We start from the raw sequence: 22743 nt of genomic DNA, 5'->3' as shown, positions 1-22743 counted from the left end.
TGCTTTTGAAAAGTCAAAATTATTCTTTGATACCTAATTTATCTAAAACTAATTGAGTGATGTCAAAATTTTCATCAACATAACCAAATTCATTCCCATCAGTAGTTAAAACTTGAGTATAACCATTTTCTTTAGCAACTTCGCTAATAACTTCACTTAGTTTTTTATATAACGGTCGCATATATTCTTCTCTTTGTAATTGCATCATTTTTGTACCGTTAACACGAAATTTTTGTAAATCTTGTTCTAAAGAAATTAGTTCTTGATATTTTGTTTTTTTATCAGCTTCACTTAATGTTTTTTGAGTCTCACTAAAGGTTTGAGATTTCGTTTGATACTCAGTAGCTTTTATGCTAAAAGAAGAATCTAATTTTTTACCAGAATTTTCTACTCTTCGTAAAACATTTTTCATTTGTGGCATTTTACCAATAATTAAGTTACTATTTACAGTACCTAATTTAGTTTGAGAAAATGTTACTGTAGATAAAAGAATTGCAGCTAAAAATATAATATTTGATTTCATTTTTTTTTGATGTTTTTGACAAATATAAAAAAGTGAACGAGCTAAGTGCTTTAAAATTTGTTAAAATTGATTTTTAATAGCTGTTACAATTGTTTCGAGGTCAGATTGATAATCAAACCAAACGATTTCTTTATCTTTTCTAAACCAAGTTCCTTGTCGTTTTGCAAAACGACGAGTATTTTTTTTAATTTCTTCAATAGCAAATTCTTTGGTAAAATTACCATCTAAATATTCAAATAATTCTCTATATCCAACCGTTTTTAAAGCATTTAATTTTTTATGAGGATACATTGTTTTAGCTTCTTCTAATAAACCAGTATCCATCATCATATCAACACGTTTATTAATACGATCGTACATAATTTGTCTATCGGCATTTAATCCAATTTTTATGGATTTAAAATTACGAGGAGCTTTTGGTTTGTTTTTAAAAGAACTGTATGTTTTACCTGTGCCGATACAAATTTCTAAAGCACGCATAACACGATGTGGGTTATCAATAGCTATCGAATTATACGTTTCAATATCTAGTGCTTTCAATTTATTTTGAAGTGGTTCTATTCCGTTTTCTTCTAATTCTTTAGTAAGATTTATTCTTATTGATGGATCAACTTCAGGGAAATAATCTAATCCTTTTAAAACAGTATCAACATATAATCCACTACCGCCAACCATTATTTGAATAGGATTTTTTAAGAATAATTCATCTAACTTACTTAAAGTATCTTTCTCAAATTCACCAACAGAATAGTCCTCGAAAATGCTTTTATTCTGAATAAAATGATGTTGCGCAGCAGCCAATTCATCAGAGTCAGGTACCGCAGTACCGATTGTCATTTCTTTAAAAAACTGACGTGAATCACACGAAATAATATCGCAATTAAAATGCTGTGCTAATTTTATACTAAGAGCAGTTTTACCAATAGCTGTAGCGCCAACAATGGTTATTAATATATTTTTTTTAGACATTTAATTAAGTTTTGTTCCGCAGTTATAACAAAATTCGGCATCATCTTTATGTCCGGTAGTTGAACAATCAGGGCATTTTTTTGAATCAGACAAAGCTTGTTTTCTTGCCATTTCTGAACTTACAATTCCTGTAGGAATCGCAATAATAGCGTATCCGATAATAACAGTAATACTTGCGATTAATTGACCTAAAGCAGTTTGCGGAGCAATGTCTCCGTAACCAACAGTCGTTAATGTTACGATAGACCAATATATGCTTCTAGGAATACTAGTAAAACCATTTTCAGCACCTTCTATAAAGTACATTACAGCACCTAAAATAATGCAAACAATAAGAACAAAATATAAGAATACTCCTATTTTAGCTTTACTTGCATTTAAAGATTTTATAAGTTGATTAGATTCTCCTACGTATCTCGAAACCTTAAGAATTCGAAAAATTCGTAGCAATCTAAACGCTCTTAGCGCGACTAAACTATGTGAACCTATTAAAAATAGTGATAAATATTTAGGTATGGTAGATAAAAAATCAACAACGCCATAAAAACTAAAAATATATTTTGATGGTTTTTTAATGGATATTATTCTAGCAAAATATTCTATGGTAAATAAAAAGGTAATAACCCACTCAGCAGTATTTAAAAAATCATGATATTTATTATCAAAGCTCTCAATACTTTCAAGCATTACTAATAAGATACTAATTAAAATAGCAAATAGTAACACGATGTCAAACAACTTACCAGCTGGAGTATCTGTTCCGTAAATTACATCATGTAATTTGTCTTTCCAGTTTTTCGTTTTGTTTTCCAAAAAAAAATATTTTTATGATGTTTTAACAATATTACAAATTATTTTCTATTTGTAATCTTACTATTTTAGACACTTTATTTTTTAGTAAATAATTTTTAATAATTGTTTTGGCTAAATCGGCACTTTCTATAGGAGTAAGCATTGATTTTAATATACTTAAATTATTTTCTTGAAAAGCTAAGTTGGTATACGTATATCCTAAAACGATGTTGTTTTCTATTAAAATGACAGCATGTTCTTCTGGGCCCCTTCCTTTATCTACAATTAATAAATTATCATGATTAAAATTCTTATCAGCATTTTTTCGTTTGCGAATAACGTTAAACTTAGGTTTTAACCTTGTAAGCTCTAAATGATATTTTAAACGAGTAAAAAGTACATTACCGGTTTCTTCATAGCTAACATCGTTAACTCTTTTTAATATTTTCTTAGCTTTAGGAGTTTCTTTTAAAAATAGTTTATTTGTTTCTTGTTTGATGTTTTTTCCTCTACCAATAAATATAATAGTACCTTGTTCATTATGCACGTAAAACACACCTTGTTTTTCAGGTAGCTTATCTAATATCTTTATAAGACGTTGCTTTTCTTGCCTATTATCAGCATATTTTATTGATTGTTGAATAATACTTTTATGAACATCTTTTTCTAACAATAATTTAAATAATTGTATCGTTGCTAAAGCATCTCCGTTAGCTCTGTGTCTATCGGACATAGGAATGCCAACAAAACGACATAATTTTCCTAAACTGTGGGAAGGAGATTCTGGAATTAATTTTTTACTAAGTGCTACTGTACAAAGTGTATTTCTCTTAAAATCATAGCCTAAACGTTTAAATTCTAGACGTAAAATACGATAATCAAAATTAGCGTTGTGAGCAATAATAGTACACCCTTCAGTTATCTCTATAATTCGTTTTGCCACCTCGTAAAACTTTGGTGCATTTCGAAGCATTTTATTATTTATACCTGTTAATTTAACAACAAATTCTTGAATATCCCTTTCTGGATTTACTAAACTAATAAACTGATCGACTATTTGGTGTCCATCAAATTTATGAATAGCAATTTCAGTCATTCCTTCTTCATTAAATTTACCCCCTGTTGTTTCAATATCTAATATTGCGTACAATTCTTTTTCTTTTTAGCTGATTAATGTAAATCTAAACAATATAATTTCGAACTCCAAAAATAGCACTACCAATTCTTACCATATTACTACCATTTTCGATAGCTAATTGATAGTCACCGCTCATTCCCATTGATAACGTAGATAGTTTTGAGTTTTTATTTTGCCTTTCAGTAAAAAATGTAGCTAACGATGAAAATTCCTCTTGTAATTGCTCCTGATTATCTGTAAAAGTAGCCATTCCCATAAAGCCAACAACCTTTATATTTTGTAACTCTGAAAATTCTTCTGATGAAATAACTTCATCAATCTCTAAAAAGGACAAACCAAACTTGGTATCTTCTTTTGCAATACGAGCCTGAAGTAAGCAGTTAATTACACGATTGTGTTTTTTAGCTTGTTTGTTAATTTCTGTCAAGGTTTTTAAACTATCTACACCGTGAATTAAATCAACAAAATGCGCCATGTACTTTACTTTGTTGCGTTGTAAATGCCCAATCATATGCCATTTAATGTCTTTTGGTAAAGCATCAAACTTTGTTACCATTTCCTGAATTTTGTTTTCACCAAATACACGCTGACCTGCATCGTATGCTTCTTGAAGGTCGGTAATAGGTTTGGTTTTAGAAACCGCAACTAAGGTTACATTTTCGGGAATAGTATTTTTTATTTCTTGAAGATTTTCTTTAATTTCTGTCATCATATCAAAATTCATAAATAGTTAAAGCACTTCTCAGTTTAGGTTCGATATAAGTGGTTTTAGGTGGCATTAACATATCCGCATCTACAATTTCTTTTAGTTCGTTTATTGTGGTTGGTAACATACCGAAAGAAACTTTAAAATCGCCACTATCAACTTTAGTTTTCAACTCTAAACTGTCTGATTTATCTTGCGAATACATTATTTTTGATGCGTTTCTTATATCTTTAATTCCTAAAATCGGATTTAAAATGGTTTGATACAAAATTTGAGCATCTAATTTACTTAAAGCATCTGTAAATTTATAAACAGATTTTCGCAAGTGTAAAGCATAAAACTCCCCATTTAAATACATGCTAAATTGATGCTTTTCTTTTGGCCTATATAATTCCTGACCTCTGTTTTCTATTCTAAAAAAGGTGTCTAATTCAATTAAAAACTCATCAACAGCTAAGCCGTTTAAATCTTTTATAAATCGATTAAATTCATAAATACTTAATTGGCTTTCGGGTAACAAGTAGCTCATGAAGAAATTATATTTTTCGTTACCTGTATGTTTCGAATTTTCTTTTGCCAAGTTTTTTGCAAGTAAACAAGCAGAAGTAGAGCGATGATGGCCATCGGCAATATATAAAGTGTTTACTTGTGAAAAAGCATTAGAAATTTGTGCAACATCTTTTTCATCATCTATAATCCATAATAAATGTGAATCCTTATCTGTTGTAGAAAATTCGTATTCAGCCCTGTTTTTACGATACTTTTCAATAATACTATTAATAGTATCATCATCAGGATACGTTAAAAGCACAGGTTCTGCATTAAACCCAGTGTTTTTTAAGTAGTTTTCAAATAATAATTCTCTTTCTCTTAAAGTGCCTTCGTGTTTTTTAATGGTATTGTTGTGGTAATCTTCTACAGAAGTTGCAGCTATAATTCCGCAAAAAGAATTGGTTGGTGTTATTTTTTGATAAATATAAAAACCAGGGTTCTTATCTTTTGTAAAAATACCATCTTCTTTAAATTCTAAATAACGATTGTGCACCAATTTAAAGCGTTGATCACCAGTAATATCTTGTTTATGATATTTATACCCAGGATTTACAACATGTAAAAATGAAAAAGGATTAAAAGCTAACTTAGCATTTAACATGTCTGGAGGATAAACTTCATATGATTTAGAAGATACCATGGCAACTTTATCTCGAGTTGCTCGTACTGCTTTAAATGGTTTTACAATTGCCATTAATAATTTTAGTTTTTAGTGTAAAGAATTAATAATTTTATCTGCCAACTCTGTACCTATTTTATGCTGTGCTTCTATAGTATATGAAGCAATATTAGGACTTAAAGAAAGTTCAGGATTCATTAATAACTGAATCTCTGGATTTGGTTGATTTTCGAAAGTATCTAAACCTGCATACTTCACTTTACCACTTTCTATAGCGTTAATTAAGGCAACCTCATCTACCAACCCGCCTTGAGCGACATTAATAAAACCAACTCCGTCTTTCATCTTTTCAAATTCTTTAACTCCGATTAGATGCTTTTCTTGAGCAGATAAATGTAAGCTGATAAAATGTGCTTCTTTTAATAACTCATCAGAACTTAACATATCAATTTGAATATCAATAATTTCACCGTTAAAAAACTCCACCGGAATTGTTATTGTATTATCGAAGTTAACATCAAAGGCAACCACTTTCATTCCAAGTCCTAAAGCGAGTTTAGCTACTTGTTGTCCTGCAGCATTCATACCAATAATACCCAATGTTTTACCACGTAATTCGGTTCCGTTAGAAAATTGAGATTTTAAAGCATTAAAACTTACATCGCCTTCTAAAGGCATTTCTCTGTTGGCTTGATGTAAATAACGAGCCATTCCTAATAAATGTGCAAAAACCAATTCGGCAACAGCATTGGCACTAGCATCAGAAATATTTACAACTTGTAAACCAGCTTCTTCAGCATATATAACATCTACGTTGTCGTTATTTGTACTTGCGTTTGCAATTAACTTTAAGGTCGGACAATTATCTATAAGTTCAGCATGTATTTCTGTAGTGTTTTTAATAATGATGGCATTAATTTCTTCATCATTGATAAAACTATCTAATTGCTCTTGGGCAACTTTGGTAACTATTACTTCAAATCCTGCATTTTCTAAAGTAGCTTTTCCACTTTCTGAGATTCCGTCGTTTGCTAATATTTTCATTCTTACTTTTATAATGTCATTGCGAGGAATAAAATGATGTGGCAATCTTTATAAATAGATTCCTTCACTTTGTTCGGAATGACGTTTGTATTATGCTTTTCGTTCTAATTCTTGCATTACATCTACCAATGCTTGCACACTATATAATGGCAATGCATTGTACATACTTGCTCTGTAACCACCAACACTTCTGTGGCCGTCTAAACCATTAATATTGGCTTCTTTCCATAGGGTGTTAAATGTTTCTTTTAAATTGTTATCTGTTAAAGAAAAAGTAGCGTTCATATGGCTTCTGTCTTCTTTAACAACAGCTCCTTTAAATAAAGGGTTTCTATCTATTTCACTATATAAAAGTGCTGATTTTTGATTGTTTACTTTTTCTATAAACTCAATTCCGCCTAAATCTTTCAACCACTCTAAAGTAAGCATTGATGTATACACCGCAAAAACAGGAGGTGTGTTAAACATGCTATCTTTATCAATAAAAGTTTGGTAATTTAGCATTGATGGAATCTCGCGTGTTACTTTGCCTAAAATAGCTTCTTTTATAATTACCAAAGTTGTTCCGGCAGGACCCATGTTTTTTTGGGCACCAGCATAAATCAAATCAAACTTAGAAAAATCTAATTGACGCGAAAATATATCAGAACTCATATCACAAATTAACGGAACATTAGTTTCCGGAAAACTTTTTATTTGCGATCCGTAAATTGTATTGTTACTCGTACAATGAAAATAATCTACATCTGTAGGAATTTCATATCCTTTAGGTATGTAATTAAAGTTTTTATCTTCGGATGAAGCTACCTCAACCAATTCGCCAAATAATTTTGCTTCTTTAATAGCTTTGCTACTCCAAGTACCGGTATTTAAATACGCGGCTTTTTTGTTTAGTAAATTGTAAGCAGTCATTAAAAATTGATTGCTTGCACCGCCTTGTAAAAATAGCGCTTTGTAACCTTTGTTTTCTAAGCCTAATAATTCTAAAGCTAAACTTCGTGCGTTTTCAATAACAGCAACAAAGGGTTTACTTCTGTGCGATATTTCTAACAACGATAAATTATCATCATTAAAGTTTATAATAGCTTCAGAAGCTTTTTGTAACACTTCTTCTGGTAAAATACACGGACCTGCACTAAAGTTATGTTTTTTCATTATTTAGTAGTGTTTTGTTAGCACAAAGGTGCGAAATTTATAAGGAGTTTATCTTTAAATTTTTGATAAAAATTCTAAGGTATTTACGCCATCAGCATAATCCCATAACTGCGGATTTTGTGTTTCGCCAAATGCAATTTCTCCTTCCATAAAATTATTTGCAACGATACACTGTGTTTTTTCTTCGTCTTGCTTTAATTTTGTTTTTAAATCATCTGCATTGTCGTAATATTCATAAAAAACAGAAGCAATAGGAGAGGCATAGCTTTCATCTTCCTTAATCATTAAAAACCCGTTTTCTAAAATATCGAACTCGCTCATTAAATACACCGCTTTGTTGTAATCGTAATTATTGGCATATTTTGCATTGTTGATAATTTCTTGTTTGTTAAACATTCCCGTAAAAAAAGGATCGAAATTATAATCTTTAGGAACATATAATTTTGATACCGAACGACAACCTAATCCGAAGTAACAAAATACATCATTACTTAAATTTTCAAAATCTTGTGCCGTTTCGTTTCCTGTTAAAACAGCAACCGAATTTCTGCTTTTTCTAATAATACTAGGTTTATCTTTAAAATAATATTCGAAATAACGCGCCGTATTATTACTTCCTGTAGCTATTACAGCATCAAAGCCAGTTAACTTTTGTTCCGTAAATGTAATTTTACCTTTTAATTCTGGCTGAACGTATTCTAAATACTTCGCTAAAAAAGGCAATAAGTTTTTATCGTTAGAAGATTGTTTAACTAAAACCGAATGCCCAGAAATTAAAACAGATAGGAAATCATGAAATCCGACTAGCGGAATATTTCCTGCCATAATAACGGCAACTTGTTTGATGTCATTTTTACCTAAATTTTCGTTAGCAACCCATTGTTGAATATTTTCGTTTGTTAAGGCTTTAGACCAACTTTCGGTAGCAAACAATAAGTTTTCTTTGGTAAACCAAGTATTTTTTTCTCCTGCTATTTTTAATTGATGTTTAAATCCGTCAAAAAACAAATCATTGAATTGGATATCGTTTTTTTGAGCAGTTTCTTTTTGAGTAAACTGGCTTAAAAATTTCCCTAATTCTACAAAAGCTGAAATTCTATTTTGGATTGTATCCATTTATTTTGTTTCTAAGTTAATTTGGAACTATTTTTGCGATTGCAAAGTTACAAAACTGAAACAGATTAATTATGGCAATTATTATAACAGATGAATGTATAAATTGTGGTGCATGTGAACCAGAATGTCCGAATACAGCAATTTATGAAGGAGCTGATGATTGGAAATATGCAGACGGAACAGATTTAACTGGAAATGTGGTTTTACCAAATGGTAAAAAAGCAAATGCAGATGAAACTCAAGAGCCTATTTCTGATGAAATTTACTATATTGTTGCAGACAAGTGTACCGAATGTAAAGGTTTTCATGAAGAGCCTCAATGTGCGGCAGTTTGTCCTGTAGATTGTTGTGTGCCTGATGATGATAACGTTGAAACTGAAGAAGCATTGTTAGGTAAGCAGAAGTTTATGCATAACGAATAACAATTATTTTAGAAATAAAAAAAATCCTGAGTTTTACCTCAGGATTTTTTTTATGATTAATTAGTAATAAAATTAGATGTTTTAAAATAAGAAAGCCGAAAATCATAAAAATTTCGGCTTTCTATCAAATAATTATAAAAAACGTGTAATATTAAAATTGATAATTCACTGATAAATTAAACATAGTTCCTAATTGACTAAAATGTGAACCATCATAAGTTGTTATAGCATAACGATTGTTAAATGTTATAGCGTTAGCTTCATTTTGAATTTGTGTTAAACCAGAACTAGTGATTGTTGTATCATCAATAATTGATTGACCGTTTGCATTTTCAGCTTTAAACTCCCATTCAGGGATAACATTAAGTATGTTGTTTACGTTTAGAGCGATACTAATCTTATCGGTGAACCTATAATTAATAGCTAAATCAGTAACAATTTTAGGTATAAACTCTGTTCTTAAATCATCACTCATAAACTTTTGTTTAAATGTAGTTTTCCCGAAGTATGTATTGTTTAAAGAAAAGTCCCATTTGTTAACATTATAGTTTGTTCCTAAAATCCATTTTGTTTTTGGTCTAGAAGTAAACATTAAAGCTAAATTAGCTCTATCTAGTACATCTTGTCCGTCAAATTGTGGTAAATCGCTTGTCCTTTCATTTTCTATCGTGTAGTTACCAGATAAATTAAAACCTAGTTTCCCTGCACCTAATTCAATTCTATTAAAACTAGCAACAAAGTCTAAACCAGATGTGGTAGTACTAAATCCGTTTACAAAAAATTGATTATTATTTATAGGGTTGGTATAAACGATTCTGTCATCAACATCAATTTTATAATAATCTACAGTAAAAGATACGTTTCTCATAGGTTTAGCTCCAAAACCAACGGTAACGTTTGTAGATTCTTCTGGTCTTAGTTTAGGAATACCTAAAGCTTTAGCTGTTGGCGATACGTTGTTAACCAAACCATTAATTTCGATACCTCCATCATCAGCAAAAGAATATTGAGCCTTTTCAGTATAAATTTGATGTAATGTAGGTGCTCTAAATCCTGTAGAAACAGACCCTCTTATAGTGTATTTATCATCAGCAAATTTATAACGAGAACTTATTTTCCAAACAAAAGTACTACCAAAATCAGAATAATTTTCGGCTCTAGCGGTACCGCTTATCAAGAAATCTTTATTAATATCCCAATCTAAACTGGCATATCCACCTAAGTTATAGCGATTAAAGCTACCTGAATTTATAGGGTTGTTTCCTGCAAATGAATCAGAACCACCACCTTCATATGAAGCTGCACTTCCTGCAATAATTTCAAATACTTCTGATCTAAATTCAGAACCGAAAGCTATAGATACATTATCTGATAATATTCTAGAAATATCTATGTTACCTACAACATGATTAAAGGCAGTTCCTCCTGGATTGAAAGATGTAGGACTGTTTTCTCTGTATTTATTGTTGTTAAAAGTAACCTCACCTGGATCTACTTGACCATTATCATTTGCATCATCCCAAGCAGGCTCTGTAAGAGTGTAAGAGCTATTATGAGAGTTGTTTACAGCATAAGATTGCTTGTTACCTCCAAAAGTTACACTAATGTCACTATTCCAACCGTTTTTCTTTGCTTTAAATCCTAAAGTAGCATTAAAATCATTTAATACACCTTCAAAAGTAGGTACATATCCGTCAAAACCACCCGCGTTTGTTGGATGACTTCCTGGAAATAAATCTGCTAAATATGGTTCTGTTACTACCGATTTCCAATACGGAGTTCTATAATTAGCAAAGCTATTTACGTTCTTATAAACGTATGCAGCATTAAAATATAGATTACTGTTTTCTGTTAAGTCATAACCACCATTAATTAAAAATTTAGAAGCAGTAGTTTCAGGAGCACCATTTATATTATTAGCGTCAGGGTTTCTTGATAAAAACTCTCTTACATCAGCTATGTCTGCTCCAAACTCCACTGCTTCACCTTCAGCGCTAACCATTCCTGGTCTATTTGCCAAGGTTGTTTTAGAGAAATCAACTGTGTAATTAATAAAACCTTTACCCGAATCACCAATTGAAGTTCCGTTATTAACACTAACTCCCACCATTTCACCATCACCTTCAGAAGTAATACCTGCTCTAAAAGTTGCAGAACCACCGTTGTAATTATCTTTTAAGATAACATTCATAACACCAGCAATAGCGTCAGATCCATACTGTGCAGAAGCACCATCACGAAGTATTTGAATAGATTTTATTGCATCAGTAGGTATCGCAGAAATATCGGCACCAGTTTCTCCACGTCCAGGAGAATCTTGTGTATACAATAAAGCACTTAAGTTTTTACGTTTACCATTAATTAGTATTAACGTTCTACTTGGTCCCATATTTCTAATTTCATACGGATCTAATAAAGAAGTAGCATCATTAACAGGTGTTTGTACTGTATTAAATGAAGGTATTTTGTATTGTAGCGCTTTATCGAAAGTAGCTTGACCTGTAGATTGTAGATCTTTTGATGAAACGATATCGATAGGTAAAGCACTCGTAGTATTACTTCTTGTAGGTGTTCTAGAACCTGTTATAACTACTTCGTCTAATTCTAAACCTTCTTTAAGAACAATATTAAAATTAGTTTTTCCATTAACAGCTATTTCTTGAGTTTCAAAACCAGAAAAACTAATAATAAGCGTTGCGTTTGTATCTACACTTAAACTAAATTTACCATCTAAATCGGAAGAACCACCATTGGTAGTTCCTTTTTCTAGAATATTAGCGCCTGGTAATGGCGCGTTACTTGTATCTTTAATTGTTCCTTTAATTTGTATTTGAGCACTTAAAAAGTGCACACTGGCAAACATAAATACAATAAATAAAAGTGTTTTTTTTCTCATAATTTTTAATTTAGGTTAGTTAAATTTTCTTAAATGTAGTAAAAATCAATTGATTATGGTTTTTTATTTTAATTTTTAATGTTTTTTATTGAAAAAATTAATGATTGATTATAAAAACCAAAATAGTATATTTGCAAACGCAAAATTTTCAATAAAAGAACAGAATGAAAGCAGGAATTGTAGGGTTACCAAACGTAGGAAAATCAACGTTATTTAATTGTTTATCTAATGCAAAAGCGCAAAGTGCTAACTTTCCTTTTTGTACTATCGAACCTAATGTAGGTGTTGTAAATGTACCAGATCCTAGAATTCAGGTTTTAGAAGGTATGGTCAACCCAGAAAGGGTAATGCCTGCAACAGTAGAAATTGTTGATATTGCCGGTTTGGTAAAAGGAGCAAGTAAAGGAGAAGGATTAGGAAATCAATTCTTAGCAAACATTCGTGAAACAGATGCAATTATTCATGTTTTACGTTGTTTCGATAACGAAAATATTATTCATGTTGATGCTTCTGTAGATCCTATTAGAGATAAGGAAACGATTGATATAGAATTACAATTAAAAGATTTAGAAACTGTTCAGAAGCGTTTAGAGCGTGTAAAAAGAACCGCTAAAACTGGTAATAAAGAAGCTCAAATAGAATTAGAAATTCTATTAAGAGTTGAAGAAACTTTATTGAGAGGAGTTTCAGTAAGAGCTATAGAGTTTTCAGAAAAAGATCAAGAAATTGTTCAATCATTACAATTTATTACTGCAAAGCCAGTATTATATGTATGTAATGTTGATGAAGGTGCTGCTGTGAATGGTAACGATTATGTTACTAAAGTAAGAGAAGCTGTAAAAGACGAAAATGCCGAAGTAATTGTTTTAGCTGTAGGTACAGAAGCAGATATTACTGAGTTAGACGATTACGAAGAGCGTGAAATGTTTTTAGCTGATATGGGTTTAAAAGAAGCAGGAGCTTCTGTTTTAATTAGAGCAGCATACAAATTATTAAACTTACAAACGTATTTTACCGTTGGTGTAAAAGAAGTAAGAGCTTGGACGATTAATATTGGTGATACTGCACCACAAGCAGCCGGAGTAATTCACACCGATTTCGAAAAAGGGTTTATCCGTGCCGAAGTAACCAAATACGAAGATTACACAACTTTAGGCGGTGAGCAAAAAGTAAAAGAAGCAGGTAAATTAGGTATCGAAGGTAAAGAGTACATCGTGCAAGATGGTGATATTATGAATTTTAGATTTAACGTTTAAAATAATTATTAGGGCGTTCGAGCGGGCTTTCACTACTCGCTTTTTTTATTGTATTCTCGATAATAATTTGCGAAAAAGCAAATTCACTCGAATTGACAATAAAAAAGAGCTCAAACAAACCGTTCAATCCCTAACGCAAAAGAACAAAATATATAAACGCTGTCGATTTTTTCTACAGCGTTTTTTTGTACCTTTCAAACTGTAAAAAATAACATGTATGCAATTAGAAAAATCAACGCTTCAATTTTTAAAAGATTTAAAAGAAAATAACAATCGCGATTGGTTTGCAGCTCAAAAAGATGCTTTTAAAGAAATACAAGATCATGCAAAAGATTTTTACGCACACATAAGAGAAGATTTAGAAAAACACGACGAAATAGACAAGTTTAAGCTCTTCAGAATATATCGAGATGTTCGTTTTTCGAAAGATAAAACACCTTATAAACCTCATTTTGCAGGTTCTTTTTCTAGAAAAGGAAAACATTTACGTGGAGGTTATTACTTACGTATTCGTCCGGGAGAAAGTTTTTTAGCTGGCGGATTTTGGGAACCTAATAAAGAAGATTTATTACGTATACGAAAAGAAATAGAAATGGATGCTGCTGATTTTAGAGACATTTTAAAAGATCCAGAATTTGTAAAGAACTTTGGAGCTAGTTTTGAAGGAGCGGAACTAAAATCTGCACCAAGAGGATTCGATAAAAACCATCCAGATATCGACTTACTACGAAAAAAAGGATTTATTGCAGTTCGTAATTTTACAGATAAAGAGGTATTATCTAAAGATTTTTTATCCGAAGTAAATATTTCTTTTAAAGCTTTACGTCCGTTTTTTAACTTAATGAGCGATGTGTTAACTACAAATTTAAACGGAGAAAGCTTAATTTAAACTGCGTTTAATTTCTCTGTTTAAATATAAGTAAGTAACCAATGTAGCTAATACATCAGCAATTGGAAAAGACATCCAAACACCATTTATACCAAAAAATTTAGGTAGAATATATACTAACGGAATTAAGAAAAAACCTTGTTTTAATAATGTTAACAATAAAGCAGGTAAAGCTTTTCCTGCTGCTTGAAAATAAGCCGAACCTATGAGTTGAATTGTAATTACAGGGGTAGCTAAAAATGTTATAATTAAAGCATTAGAAGTAAGTTTAATCAATTTATCATCATCAGTAAAAAGGCTTACGAGTTCGGTAGGAAAAATCATTATTACTATGAAAATTAGTGTAGCTATTGCCGAACCAAAAGTTATCGCAATTTTTATAGACTCTTTAACTCTTGTAGTATTGTTTGCACCATAATTAAACCCTGCAATAGGCAAAAAACCTTGCGTTACTCCTAATACAGGAAAGAGAGAAAATAGCATTACTCGGTTGATTATTCCATATACTGCAATTGATATTTCTCCGCCATATTTAAATAAGGTATAATTTAAAATAATTATTAAAAGACTAATGGTTCCTTGTCTAATAATGGTAATTCCGCCCAGGGCAATAATTTCTTTTAAAATAGAGAAATCAATAATAAAAAATTTTGGAATAATTTTTAACTCAGTATTTTTAGATAAGAAGAACCATAATATAAATAATCCACTTACAGCGTATGAGAATGAAGTTGCTAACCCGGCACCATACATTCCTAAATTCATGAACTTTATAAAAATAACGTCTAAAAGAATATTAATAACAGCTGGGAAAATTAAAGTAAGCATGGCATAATTAGGTTTTCCAACGGCTCTTACCACAGGATTTCCCATCATTGCAAAAGCTAAAAAAGGTACTCCCCAAAGAATAACATTAAAATAATCGGTAGCAGGAGTTAATATTTCTCCTTTAGCCCCAAATAACTGTAAAAGAGGAAAGCCAAAAAAGATTCCTATGGCTACAAATAATACAGATAAGAAAACAGTTAAACTAATTTGATTACCAAATACTTTAAAAGCTTTAGAGGTATCACCTTTACCTAAAGCTCTTGAAATAATAGAACTACCACCAATACCAATTCCCATTCCGATAGATGAAATTAAAAAAGCGATCGGCAAAACAACGGTAATGGCAGCAATTGCCATTACACTAATCCAACGACCAACGAAAATAGTGTCGACAATCATGTTTAATGACATTACTAAAATTCCTATAGAAGCAGGTATTGCTTGCTTTAAAAGAAGTTTACTAATCTTTTCGGTACCAAAGTTACTTGTAGTTTTATTCATACTTAGTTTTCAATCTTCGAAGATCAGCAATAAAATGATATAGATATAAAATCGAGGGTATATTTAAGTAATAATTAACATCATTGGCGTAGTTTTGTGAAATGAATTTTCATGAAAAAAAATACATTGCTACTGCAAATGAAATAGATGAGTATAATCATGTTAATAATGTGGTGTATGTAAAGTGGATGCAAGAAGTATCTGCAGATCATTGGACGCTGTTAATAAAAGATATACCAAAACCAGATTATGTTTGGTTTGTAATTCGCCATGAAATAGATTACAAACAACAAGGTGCTTTAGGAGATGAAATTACCGTTAAAACGTGGGTTGGTGAAACAGCAGGAATAAAATCTGTTCGTCATTTCGAAATGCGAAGAGGAGCAACTCTTTTAGTGAAGTCGCAAACTACATTTTGTCTTTTAGACGCAAAAACACAAAAGCCCAAAAGAGTCACTAAAGAAATAACAAACTTACTTTTAGGGAAAAAATAAAGCAATATCTTTGCATTTATAAATAAAGAGAATGACAACATTTACAGCATTAGGAATACGAAAAGAATATGTTCAGGGATTAAAGGAGTTAGGAATAACAACACCTACTGAAGTACAAGAACAAGCAATACCTTATTTATTACAAAACGATGCTGATTTTATTGGGTTGGCTCAAACAGGTACGGGTAAAACTGCTGCTTATGGTTTGCCCGCTTTACATAAGATAGATACATCAAAAGACACAATTCAGGCGTTAATATTATCGCCTACAAGAGAGTTGGTGCAACAAATAAAAAAACAATTATTTAAGTTTACAAAATATGTAGATGGTAAGATTTTTATAGAAGCTGTTTATGGTGGAGAAAAAATTGACCGTCAGATTAACAATCTAAAAAGAACTACACATGTAGTAGTAGCAACTCCAGGTCGTTTAATTGATTTGATAGAAAGAGGTGAAGTTGATTTAAAAGATATTAACACCTTGGTGCTTGATGAAGCTGATGAAATGTTGAGTATGGGATTTAAATTAGATATAAACCGTATTTTAAAATATACTTCAGGTACAAGAAAAACATGGTTGTTCTCGGCAACAATGCCAGATGAAATAAGAAATATTATTAAAAAATATATGGATGCTTCAGCAAAACAGGTTGAAGTGAATAAAAACTCTTTGGTAAACGCAAACATAACGCATCAGTTTGTACAAACTACAATTCCAGAAAAAGTAGATGTAATTGTTAAGTTTTTAGAAAAAAGAAATGCTGAAAGGGGAATTATTTTTGCTAGAACAAAAGCAGGAGCTCAAAAATTAACGAAAGAGTTAAAAGAAGAAGGTTTTTCTGTAGAAGCTTTAGAGGGAGATATGCAACAAAGAGATCGTGAAAAAGTAATGCGTGCTTTTAAAAATGAAAATCTTCAGATTTTAGTATCAACAGATGTTGCTGCAAGAGGAATTGATGTACATAATTTAGGATTTGTTGTGCACCATCAATTACCAGAACAAATTGAATATTACACACACAGAAGTGGTAGAACTGCAAGAGCAGGTAAAAAAGGAGTTTCTTTAGTCTTAATTCTTAACAATGAAAGAAATAATATAAAAGAGGTAGAAAGAACTTTACAAATACGAATTTCTGAAATAAAGATATAAGTGGATATTATTTACGCTCTTGATATTGCAGGGACATTTGCTTTTGCCATAAGTGGCTCACTAGTTGCAATGAAAAAAAACTTTGATTTATTCGGAGTTATTATCATTGCTTTTGTTACCGCAGTAGGTGGTGGTATGATGCGAGATGTTTTAATTAATGCACATCCAATAAATTGGATTGGTGATATTAATTATATCTGGACAATTTTAATAGCTGTAGCTGTTACATTTTTATTTAGAAGTAAAATTGCACCGCTAAGAAAAACCATGTTTCTATTCGATACTATTGGTATAAGTGTGTTTACATTATTAGGATTAGAGAAAGGATTAGCATACGATTTACACCCCTTTATAGCATTGGTTATGGGAATGGTTTCAGCTGTTTTTGGTGGAGTAATAAGAGATGTGCTTACCCGAAAAGTACCGTTAATTTTTAAAAAAGAAATATATGCTTCCGCTTGTTTAGCCGGCGGTGTGGTATATCTTATTTTGGGCAATTTTAATATAAATGAAGATCTTCATTTTATAATACCAGCAATTGTAATTTTTGTAATAAGAACTATTGCTGTAAAATATGAATTAGAGTTGCCAAAAGTAAAAGACGATGTTTATGGTAAGTAAATAATAGTATTGATATGAGTAAATTGGTTTTTGAAAATTTAGCAGCATTACATAGTTTAGAAGGAAAAACATTACCAGTAGGAACTTGGTTTACGGTTACCCAAAAAATGATTAATGATTTTGCTAATGCTACTTTAGATAAACAATGGATTCATGTTGATGAAGAAAAAGCAGCTAAACATTCTCCTACAGGAACTACGATGGCTCACGGATTTATGTCTGTTGCCATGCTGTCGGAGTTAATATCAGATTTAATAGAAATAAAAAGCGTTAAAATGGGCTTGAATTACGGATTAAATAGAGTCCGTTTTCCGAATTCTGTCCCAGTAAATAGTCAATTACGATTGATAAGTACTTTAAAACAAATTGAAGATTTTCCTAATGGAAAAAAATTAACGTTCAATTGCTTAATAGAAATAAAAGGGCAAGAAAAGCCAGCTTGTGTGGCTGAATTTATTTTTGTTTTAATAGAATAAAAAAGCTGTCTAAGAAGACAGCTTTAGTTTTTAAATATTAAGAAAGCCAACCTTTGGTTTCACACTTTTTAGTGTGCCACAGTACAAAAAAGGCAAATCCGATAACCATAAAAGGCATTATTAAAACACCAGCACCATACACTTCCATAGCTCCACTCATAAATACGTTGTATGTCATTTGTATAACAATAGCTATTAGAGAAATTAAGAATATAGGTTTTGCGATTTTTTTACGTAGTAATAAAAATACACTTCCAAGAAAACCACCAAAAACAGCAAGGGCAAAAGCAGCCATAACCCAAGATGGAGTGTTTTGCGCCATTTCTAATACTTTTTCATCAGGATACATTGCTTTAAAAGTAGCGGTATTATAAGCTTGCTGTAGGTATTGATTGACACCCATTGCGTTCCATAATAATGAAATTACACCAATAACCCAAAATAAGGTATTTGGTTTTTTTGAATTTGTCATAAGTTTAAAAATTTAGTTAGTTGCCTCTAAAATAAGTATAAACGAACGTATATGAAAATTTATAAAAGTGGCGAGTGTTGCTTTAAGCAAAAATAAGTAATCTTAAAAAAGTGTTAAAGTAAAGTTTTGGTGTAACGATATAAGAACTGTACCGTCATATAAGTGTAATTACATAACTATTCGTTTTGTATTACGTTAGTTTTTAATAGTTGATTGAAAAAGGCTCGTGATTTAAAAATCATGAGCCTTTTGAATTTTATGAAAAACATCATTCTAAAATAAAATAGAAATGATGTTGAAATATTATTTTCTAACTAATTGCGCCATGTAAAATCCGTCGAAACCAAATTTATGAGCCAGTACTTTATTATCTTTTACAAGTGAAAAATCTTTACCATCTTCAGAAGCTAAAAATATTTTTACTTGATCTTGATTTTCAGAAGGTAATACAGAACAAGTAGCGTACACTAATTTACCTCCTGGTTTTACCATTCTAGAATATCGTTGTAAAACATCTTGCTGAATTTCTTTAATGTTGTCAATAAATTCAGGTTGTAATTTCCATTTACTATCAGGATTTCTACGCAAAACACCTAAACCAGAACAAGGAGCATCAATTAAAACTCTATCAGCTTTACCATATAGTTTTTTAATTACTTTGGTAGAATCAATTACTTTTAAATCGATATTACTAATACCATTTCTACGCGCTCTAACTTTTAATTTTTTCAATTTACTTTCGTAAATATCCATGGCAACAATTTGCCCTTTGTTTTTCATTAAAGCAGCTAAATGTAATGTTTTACCACCGGCACCGGCACAAGTATCAATTACTTTCATACCTGGTTCAACATCTAAATAAGCAGCTACTAATTGAGAAGAAGCATCTTGTACCTCAAAGAAACCTTTATGAAAAGCTTCTGTTTTAAAAACATTAGCACGTTCTACTAAACGTAAAGCATCATCACAACCATCAATAAATTCGGTTTCAATACCTTCTTGTTTTAAATCGTTTTGCAAGTGTTCTTTAGTTACGTTTAAAGTATTTGTACGTAAAATAACATCAGCTCGTTTATTTAAAGCTGCAATTTCTTTTGTCCAAATATCTTCACCTAATTCTTTAACACCTAATTCATCAATCCAATCAGGAATAGATTCTCTGTATTTTCTAGTTTGTGAAAGCTCATCAAAACGACCTTTAATTCTTCTTGTTGGAGTTTCTTCAATTTGATTCCAATCTGGTAATTTAATACCTCTTAATACACACCAAACCACTAGTAAACGCCATAAGTCGGGTCTAGAATATGGAGTTTTTACATCGGCGATTTCACCGTATAAACGTTTCCAACGTACAATATCATAAATAGTTTCAGCAACAAATTTTCTATCTCGTGCTCCCCATCTTTTATCTCTTTTCAATGCCTTTTCAACAGCTTTATCTGCATATACGTCGTCGTTAAAAACGTCACGTAAACTATCAATCACTGCGTAAACTAAATTTCTATGTAATCTCATTTGGTGAATTTAAGAGTGCAAAGATAGTTGATTTTAATGTCTTTTTGTATTTTCGTATTTAATGAATTTAAATCATCCTGTAACATACATAAAAGGCGTTAGTGTAGCCCGAGCAGAATTGTTGTATACCGAGTTAGGTGTAAGAACGTGCAATGACTTACTGTACCTTTTTCCGTTTCGCTATATTGATAAAACTCAGTTTTATACCATAAAAGAATTGTCGCAAAATACTGCTGAGGTTCAGGTGGTTGGTAAGATTACGAGTGTTAAAGAAGTTAAGCAAAAAAGAGGAAGTAGGTTAGTGGCAACATTTTCTGACGCTACGGGTTCGATAGATTTAGTTTGGTTTAAAGGCGCAAAATGGATAAAGGATAGTTTAAAAACGGATGTTCCGTATGTAATTTACGGAAAATTAAATTGGTATAATAATGTTGCAAACATGCCGCATCCAGAAATGGAAACGGTAAAAGAGTATAAAAGTAAGTTGCAAACGTCTATGCAGCCTGTATATCCATCCACAGAAAAATTAAGTAATAAAGGAATTAGTAATAAAGTTTTAAGAGGTTTTATTCAGAATTTATTTCAGCAAGTATTCGGGCAAATAGAAGAATCGCTACCAACCTATTTAATTGATGAAAATCAGTTGTTAGGAAAAAAAGATTCTTTGTTAAATATCCACTTTCCTAAAAGTCAAGAATTATTAGCAAAAGCTCAATATCGCTTAAAATTTGAAGAATTATTTTTTATTCAATTACAGTTACTGCAAAAAAAACTCATCCGTAAATCAAAAATTAAAGGCTATGTTTTTGAGAAAGTAGGAGAGGAATTTACTAATTTTTATAAAAATAATTTACCTTTTGAATTAACCAATGCTCAGAAAAGAGTTTTAAAAGAAATAAGAAAAGACATTGGTTCTGGTGCGCACATGAATCGTTTATTGCAAGGTGATGTTGGTTCTGGTAAAACAATTGTAGCTTTATTAACCATGTTAATTGCAATTGATAACGGTTACCAAGCAACAATAATGGCGCCGACCGAAATTTTGGCAACGCAACATTATCACGGAATAGTTGAGTTATTAGAAGGAACAACGATAAAAGTTGAATTACTTACAGGATCTAGTAAAATAAAAAAACGTCGTGAAATTCACACAGGTTTAGAAAACGGATCTGTGCATATTTTAATAGGAACGCATGCCATTTTAGAAGATAAAGTACAGTTTAAGAATTTAGGTATTTCAATTATTGATGAACAACATCGTTTTGGAGTAGCACAACGCTCTAAATTATGGGAGAAAAACCCGATAACTGCAATTTCTGAAGAAAAAGGAAAAGCAGTTCGTGAAAAATATCTAGAAACACATCCTTCGGAATATAAATTATTAAAAGAGATTGCGTTAAAGCGTAAAAATAAAACAACCAAAGAAGAAAGAGCTTTATGGGAAGTTTTAAGCACTAAAAAAAATACTTTTAAATTCAGAAGATATTATATTATTGATGAGTTTATGGTCGATTTTATATGTTTAGAGAAGAAGTTAATTGTAGAGGTTGATGGGAAATACCATGTTACACCCGAACAGATAGAAGCTGCTAACTTAAGAACCACAATTTTAAATGAATTTGGGTATCAAATTATTCGATTAAGCGAAAAAGAAATTATAGAAGATTTAGAAAGCGTTATATCAAAGCTAGAAACTAGTTTAAAAAATCTTCCTTCGGTAAGAGTTGATAAATCTGTGCCACCGCATGTTTTGGTAATGACCGCAACACCAATTCCGAGAACATTGGCAATGTCGGTTTATGGAGATTTAGATATTTCGGTAATTGATGAATTGCCTCCTGGTCGTAAAGAAATTAAAACAGTACATCGTTATGACAGTAACCGTTTAAGTGTTTTTAAGTTTTTAAAGGATGAAATAAATAAAGGGCGTCAAGCTTACGTGGTTTACCCTTTAATTCAAGAATCTGAAGCGATGGATTATAAAGATTTAATGGATGGTTACGAGAGTATTGTTCGTGATTTTCCGTCTCCAAAATATCAAATTAGTATTGTGCATGGGCAAATGAAGCCTGCGGATAAAGAATACGAAATGAATCGTTTTGTAAAAGGAGAAACTCAAATAATGGTTGCAACTACAGTAATTGAGGTTGGTGTAAATGTACCAAATGCATCGGTAATGGTTATTGAAAGCGCCGAACGTTTTGGGTTGAGTCAATTACACCAGTTACGAGGTAGAGTAGGGCGTGGTGCAGAACAGAGTTATTGTATTTTATTATCGAGTTTTAAATTATCTTCTGATAGTAAAACTCGTTTGCAAACTATGGTTGAAACTACTGATGGGTTTAAAATTGCAGAGGTAGATTTAAAACTCCGTGGTCCTGGTAATATTATGGGTACGCAACAAAGTGGCGTCTTAAACCTTAAAATTGCAGACGTTGTAAAAGACGGCGCTATTTTGCACAAAGCACGACAAACAGCTAGTCGTGTTTTAGAGGAAGATGCAACTATTTCTAAGCCTAAAAATGCTAGTTTATTAAAAGTATATAGTCAAATACAGAAAAAAAACGGACTTTGGAGTAATATTAGTTAGCCGTTTTCATGTTCAAGAT

At 31.3% G+C, this 22743-nt stretch carries 21 protein-coding genes; 8 read left to right on the top strand and 13 right to left on the bottom strand.

The genetic code is table 11. From position 1 onward, the window contains the following. Window positions 1-19 precede the first annotated feature (19 nt). The 9 genes from RRF68_RS03825 to RRF68_RS03785 form a co-directional block, all read right to left on the bottom strand. On the bottom strand, window positions 20-523 hold the full coding sequence (locus RRF68_RS03825) for an OmpH family outer membrane protein (RefSeq protein WP_218772338.1): 504 nt from the start codon (window positions 521-523) through the stop codon (window positions 20-22). 60 nt (window positions 524-583) lie between these two features. Then, a complete protein-coding gene (miaA, locus tag RRF68_RS03820) occupies window positions 584-1492 on the bottom strand; it encodes a tRNA (adenosine(37)-N6)-dimethylallyltransferase MiaA (protein WP_315945072.1) in 909 nt (302 codons plus the stop codon). Then, window positions 1493-2305 carry an ion transporter gene (locus RRF68_RS03815; RefSeq protein WP_218772340.1) on the bottom strand — a complete coding sequence of 271 codons (813 nt, stop codon included), beginning with the start codon at window positions 2303-2305 and terminating at the stop codon, window positions 1493-1495. A 31-nt stretch (window positions 2306-2336) separates the two neighbouring features. Then, window positions 2337-3434, bottom strand: coding sequence for an exonuclease domain-containing protein (locus RRF68_RS03810; RefSeq protein ID WP_315945071.1), 1098 nt, complete (start codon window positions 3432-3434; stop codon window positions 2337-2339). A 31-nt stretch (window positions 3435-3465) separates the two neighbouring features. Beyond that, entirely contained in the window at window positions 3466-4131 is a 666-nt protein-coding gene (locus RRF68_RS03805) for a YggS family pyridoxal phosphate-dependent enzyme (protein ID WP_315945354.1), read from the bottom strand. 4 nt (window positions 4132-4135) lie between these two features. Further along, entirely contained in the window at window positions 4136-5374 is a 1239-nt protein-coding gene (locus tag RRF68_RS03800; protein ID WP_315945070.1) for a DUF1015 domain-containing protein, read from the bottom strand. A gap of 15 nt (window positions 5375-5389) precedes the next feature. Beyond that, window positions 5390-6343 (bottom strand): NAD(P)-dependent oxidoreductase, encoded by a 954-nt coding sequence (locus tag RRF68_RS03795; RefSeq protein WP_315945069.1) that lies wholly within the window; start codon window positions 6341-6343, stop codon window positions 5390-5392. A gap of 90 nt (window positions 6344-6433) precedes the next feature. Beyond that, complete coding sequence (serC, locus tag RRF68_RS03790; protein ID WP_315945068.1) at window positions 6434-7498, bottom strand: 3-phosphoserine/phosphohydroxythreonine transaminase; 1065 nt, start codon at window positions 7496-7498, stop codon at window positions 6434-6436. Between the two features lie 54 nt (window positions 7499-7552). Continuing rightward, on the bottom strand, window positions 7553-8614 hold the full coding sequence (locus RRF68_RS03785) for an acyl-CoA reductase (protein WP_315945067.1): 1062 nt from the start codon (window positions 8612-8614) through the stop codon (window positions 7553-7555). A 71-nt stretch (window positions 8615-8685) separates the two neighbouring features. Here RRF68_RS03785 and RRF68_RS03780 point away from each other — a divergent pair, with 71 nt between their 5' ends. Then, window positions 8686-9036 (top strand): 4Fe-4S dicluster domain-containing protein, encoded by a 351-nt coding sequence (locus tag RRF68_RS03780; protein WP_218772346.1) that lies wholly within the window; start codon window positions 8686-8688, stop codon window positions 9034-9036. A 151-nt stretch (window positions 9037-9187) separates the two neighbouring features. Here the strand turns inward: RRF68_RS03780 and RRF68_RS03775 are convergent, their stop codons facing one another. Then, window positions 9188-11932: a TonB-dependent receptor gene (locus RRF68_RS03775; protein ID WP_315945066.1), complete on the bottom strand. Its 2745-nt coding sequence runs from the start codon at window positions 11930-11932 to the stop codon at window positions 9188-9190. Window positions 11933-12096: 164 nt separating this feature from the next. Here RRF68_RS03775 and ychF point away from each other — a divergent pair, with 164 nt between their 5' ends. After that, window positions 12097-13188 carry a redox-regulated ATPase YchF gene (gene ychF / locus RRF68_RS03770; protein ID WP_315945065.1) on the top strand — a complete coding sequence of 364 codons (1092 nt, stop codon included), beginning with the start codon at window positions 12097-12099 and terminating at the stop codon, window positions 13186-13188. 217 nt (window positions 13189-13405) lie between these two features. Then, the gene (locus RRF68_RS03765; protein ID WP_218772349.1) at window positions 13406-14077 is read left to right on the top strand and encodes a DUF2461 domain-containing protein; all 672 of its coding nucleotides are present in this window, start codon (window positions 13406-13408) and stop codon (window positions 14075-14077) included. Here RRF68_RS03765 and RRF68_RS03760 read toward each other — a convergent pair. Then, window positions 14069-15406 carry an MATE family efflux transporter gene (locus RRF68_RS03760; RefSeq protein WP_315945064.1) on the bottom strand — a complete coding sequence of 446 codons (1338 nt, stop codon included), beginning with the start codon at window positions 15404-15406 and terminating at the stop codon, window positions 14069-14071. The two genes, RRF68_RS03765 and RRF68_RS03760, sit on opposite strands and share 9 nt — an antisense overlap. Before the next feature lie 101 nt (window positions 15407-15507). On the opposite strand from RRF68_RS03760, the gene RRF68_RS03755 reads away from it, so the two are divergent. The 4 genes from RRF68_RS03755 to RRF68_RS03740 are packed head-to-tail and all read left to right on the top strand — an operon-like array spanning window position 15508 to window position 18147. Continuing rightward, complete coding sequence (locus RRF68_RS03755; RefSeq protein ID WP_315945063.1) at window positions 15508-15900, top strand: thioesterase family protein; 393 nt, start codon at window positions 15508-15510, stop codon at window positions 15898-15900. 31 nt (window positions 15901-15931) lie between these two features. Beyond that, entirely contained in the window at window positions 15932-17050 is a 1119-nt protein-coding gene (locus RRF68_RS03750; protein WP_315945062.1) for a DEAD/DEAH box helicase, read from the top strand. Then, window positions 17051-17671 carry a trimeric intracellular cation channel family protein gene (locus tag RRF68_RS03745; protein WP_218772353.1) on the top strand — a complete coding sequence of 207 codons (621 nt, stop codon included), beginning with the start codon at window positions 17051-17053 and terminating at the stop codon, window positions 17669-17671. Window positions 17672-17685: 14 nt separating this feature from the next. Further along, entirely contained in the window at window positions 17686-18147 is a 462-nt protein-coding gene (locus RRF68_RS03740; RefSeq protein WP_315945061.1) for a MaoC family dehydratase, read from the top strand. 37 nt (window positions 18148-18184) lie between these two features. Here RRF68_RS03740 and RRF68_RS03735 read toward each other — a convergent pair whose 3' ends face one another. Continuing rightward, window positions 18185-18619: a hypothetical protein gene (locus RRF68_RS03735; RefSeq protein WP_315945060.1), complete on the bottom strand. Its 435-nt coding sequence runs from the start codon at window positions 18617-18619 to the stop codon at window positions 18185-18187. Window positions 18620-18922: 303 nt separating this feature from the next. Further along, window positions 18923-20134 (bottom strand): RsmB/NOP family class I SAM-dependent RNA methyltransferase, encoded by a 1212-nt coding sequence (locus RRF68_RS03730; RefSeq protein ID WP_315945059.1) that lies wholly within the window; start codon window positions 20132-20134, stop codon window positions 18923-18925. Window positions 20135-20195: 61 nt separating this feature from the next. Between RRF68_RS03730 and RRF68_RS03725 the strand changes: the two genes are divergently transcribed. Beyond that, window positions 20196-22724 (top strand): DEAD/DEAH box helicase, encoded by a 2529-nt coding sequence (locus RRF68_RS03725; protein WP_315945058.1) that lies wholly within the window; start codon window positions 20196-20198, stop codon window positions 22722-22724. Window positions 22725-22743: the final 19 nt, after the last annotated feature.

The organism is Tenacibaculum sp. HL-MS23 (genome assembly GCF_032463465.1).
Classification (GTDB): domain Bacteria; phylum Bacteroidota; class Bacteroidia; order Flavobacteriales; family Flavobacteriaceae; genus Polaribacter; species Polaribacter bernardetii.
The sequence above is the reverse complement of the archived record's forward strand: the minus strand, read 5'-3'. Positions and strand labels throughout refer to the sequence as shown.

Excerpts from the sequence above, each read along its gene's own strand:
- RRF68_RS03825 (WP_218772338.1), bottom strand. The coding sequence starts at position 523 with ATGAAATCAAATATTATATTTTTAGCTGCAATTCTTTTATCTACAGTA.
- miaA (WP_315945072.1), bottom strand. The coding sequence starts at position 1,492 with ATGTCTAAAAAAAATATATTAATAACCATTGTTGGCGCTACAGCTATT.
- RRF68_RS03805 (WP_315945354.1), bottom strand. The coding sequence starts at position 4,131 with ATGACAGAAATTAAAGAAAATCTTCAAGAAATAAAAAATACTATTCCC.
- RRF68_RS03800 (WP_315945070.1), bottom strand. The coding sequence starts at position 5,374 with ATGGCAATTGTAAAACCATTTAAAGCAGTACGAGCAACTCGAGATAAA.
- RRF68_RS03795 (WP_315945069.1), bottom strand. The coding sequence starts at position 6,343 with ATGAAAATATTAGCAAACGACGGAATCTCAGAAAGTGGAAAAGCTACT.
- serC (WP_315945068.1), bottom strand. The coding sequence starts at position 7,498 with ATGAAAAAACATAACTTTAGTGCAGGTCCGTGTATTTTACCAGAAGAA.
- RRF68_RS03785 (WP_315945067.1), bottom strand. The coding sequence starts at position 8,614 with ATGGATACAATCCAAAATAGAATTTCAGCTTTTGTAGAATTAGGGAAA.
- RRF68_RS03780 (WP_218772346.1), top strand. The coding sequence starts at position 8,686 with ATGGCAATTATTATAACAGATGAATGTATAAATTGTGGTGCATGTGAA.
- RRF68_RS03775 (WP_315945066.1), bottom strand. The coding sequence starts at position 11,932 with ATGAGAAAAAAAACACTTTTATTTATTGTATTTATGTTTGCCAGTGTG.
- ychF (WP_315945065.1), top strand. The coding sequence starts at position 12,097 with ATGAAAGCAGGAATTGTAGGGTTACCAAACGTAGGAAAATCAACGTTA.
- RRF68_RS03765 (WP_218772349.1), top strand. The coding sequence starts at position 13,406 with ATGCAATTAGAAAAATCAACGCTTCAATTTTTAAAAGATTTAAAAGAA.
- RRF68_RS03760 (WP_315945064.1), bottom strand. The coding sequence starts at position 15,406 with ATGAATAAAACTACAAGTAACTTTGGTACCGAAAAGATTAGTAAACTT.
- RRF68_RS03755 (WP_315945063.1), top strand. The coding sequence starts at position 15,508 with ATGAATTTTCATGAAAAAAAATACATTGCTACTGCAAATGAAATAGAT.
- RRF68_RS03750 (WP_315945062.1), top strand. The coding sequence starts at position 15,932 with ATGACAACATTTACAGCATTAGGAATACGAAAAGAATATGTTCAGGGA.
- RRF68_RS03740 (WP_315945061.1), top strand. The coding sequence starts at position 17,686 with ATGAGTAAATTGGTTTTTGAAAATTTAGCAGCATTACATAGTTTAGAA.
- RRF68_RS03735 (WP_315945060.1), bottom strand. The coding sequence starts at position 18,619 with ATGACAAATTCAAAAAAACCAAATACCTTATTTTGGGTTATTGGTGTA.
- RRF68_RS03730 (WP_315945059.1), bottom strand. The coding sequence starts at position 20,134 with ATGAGATTACATAGAAATTTAGTTTACGCAGTGATTGATAGTTTACGT.
- RRF68_RS03725 (WP_315945058.1), top strand. The coding sequence starts at position 20,196 with ATGAATTTAAATCATCCTGTAACATACATAAAAGGCGTTAGTGTAGCC.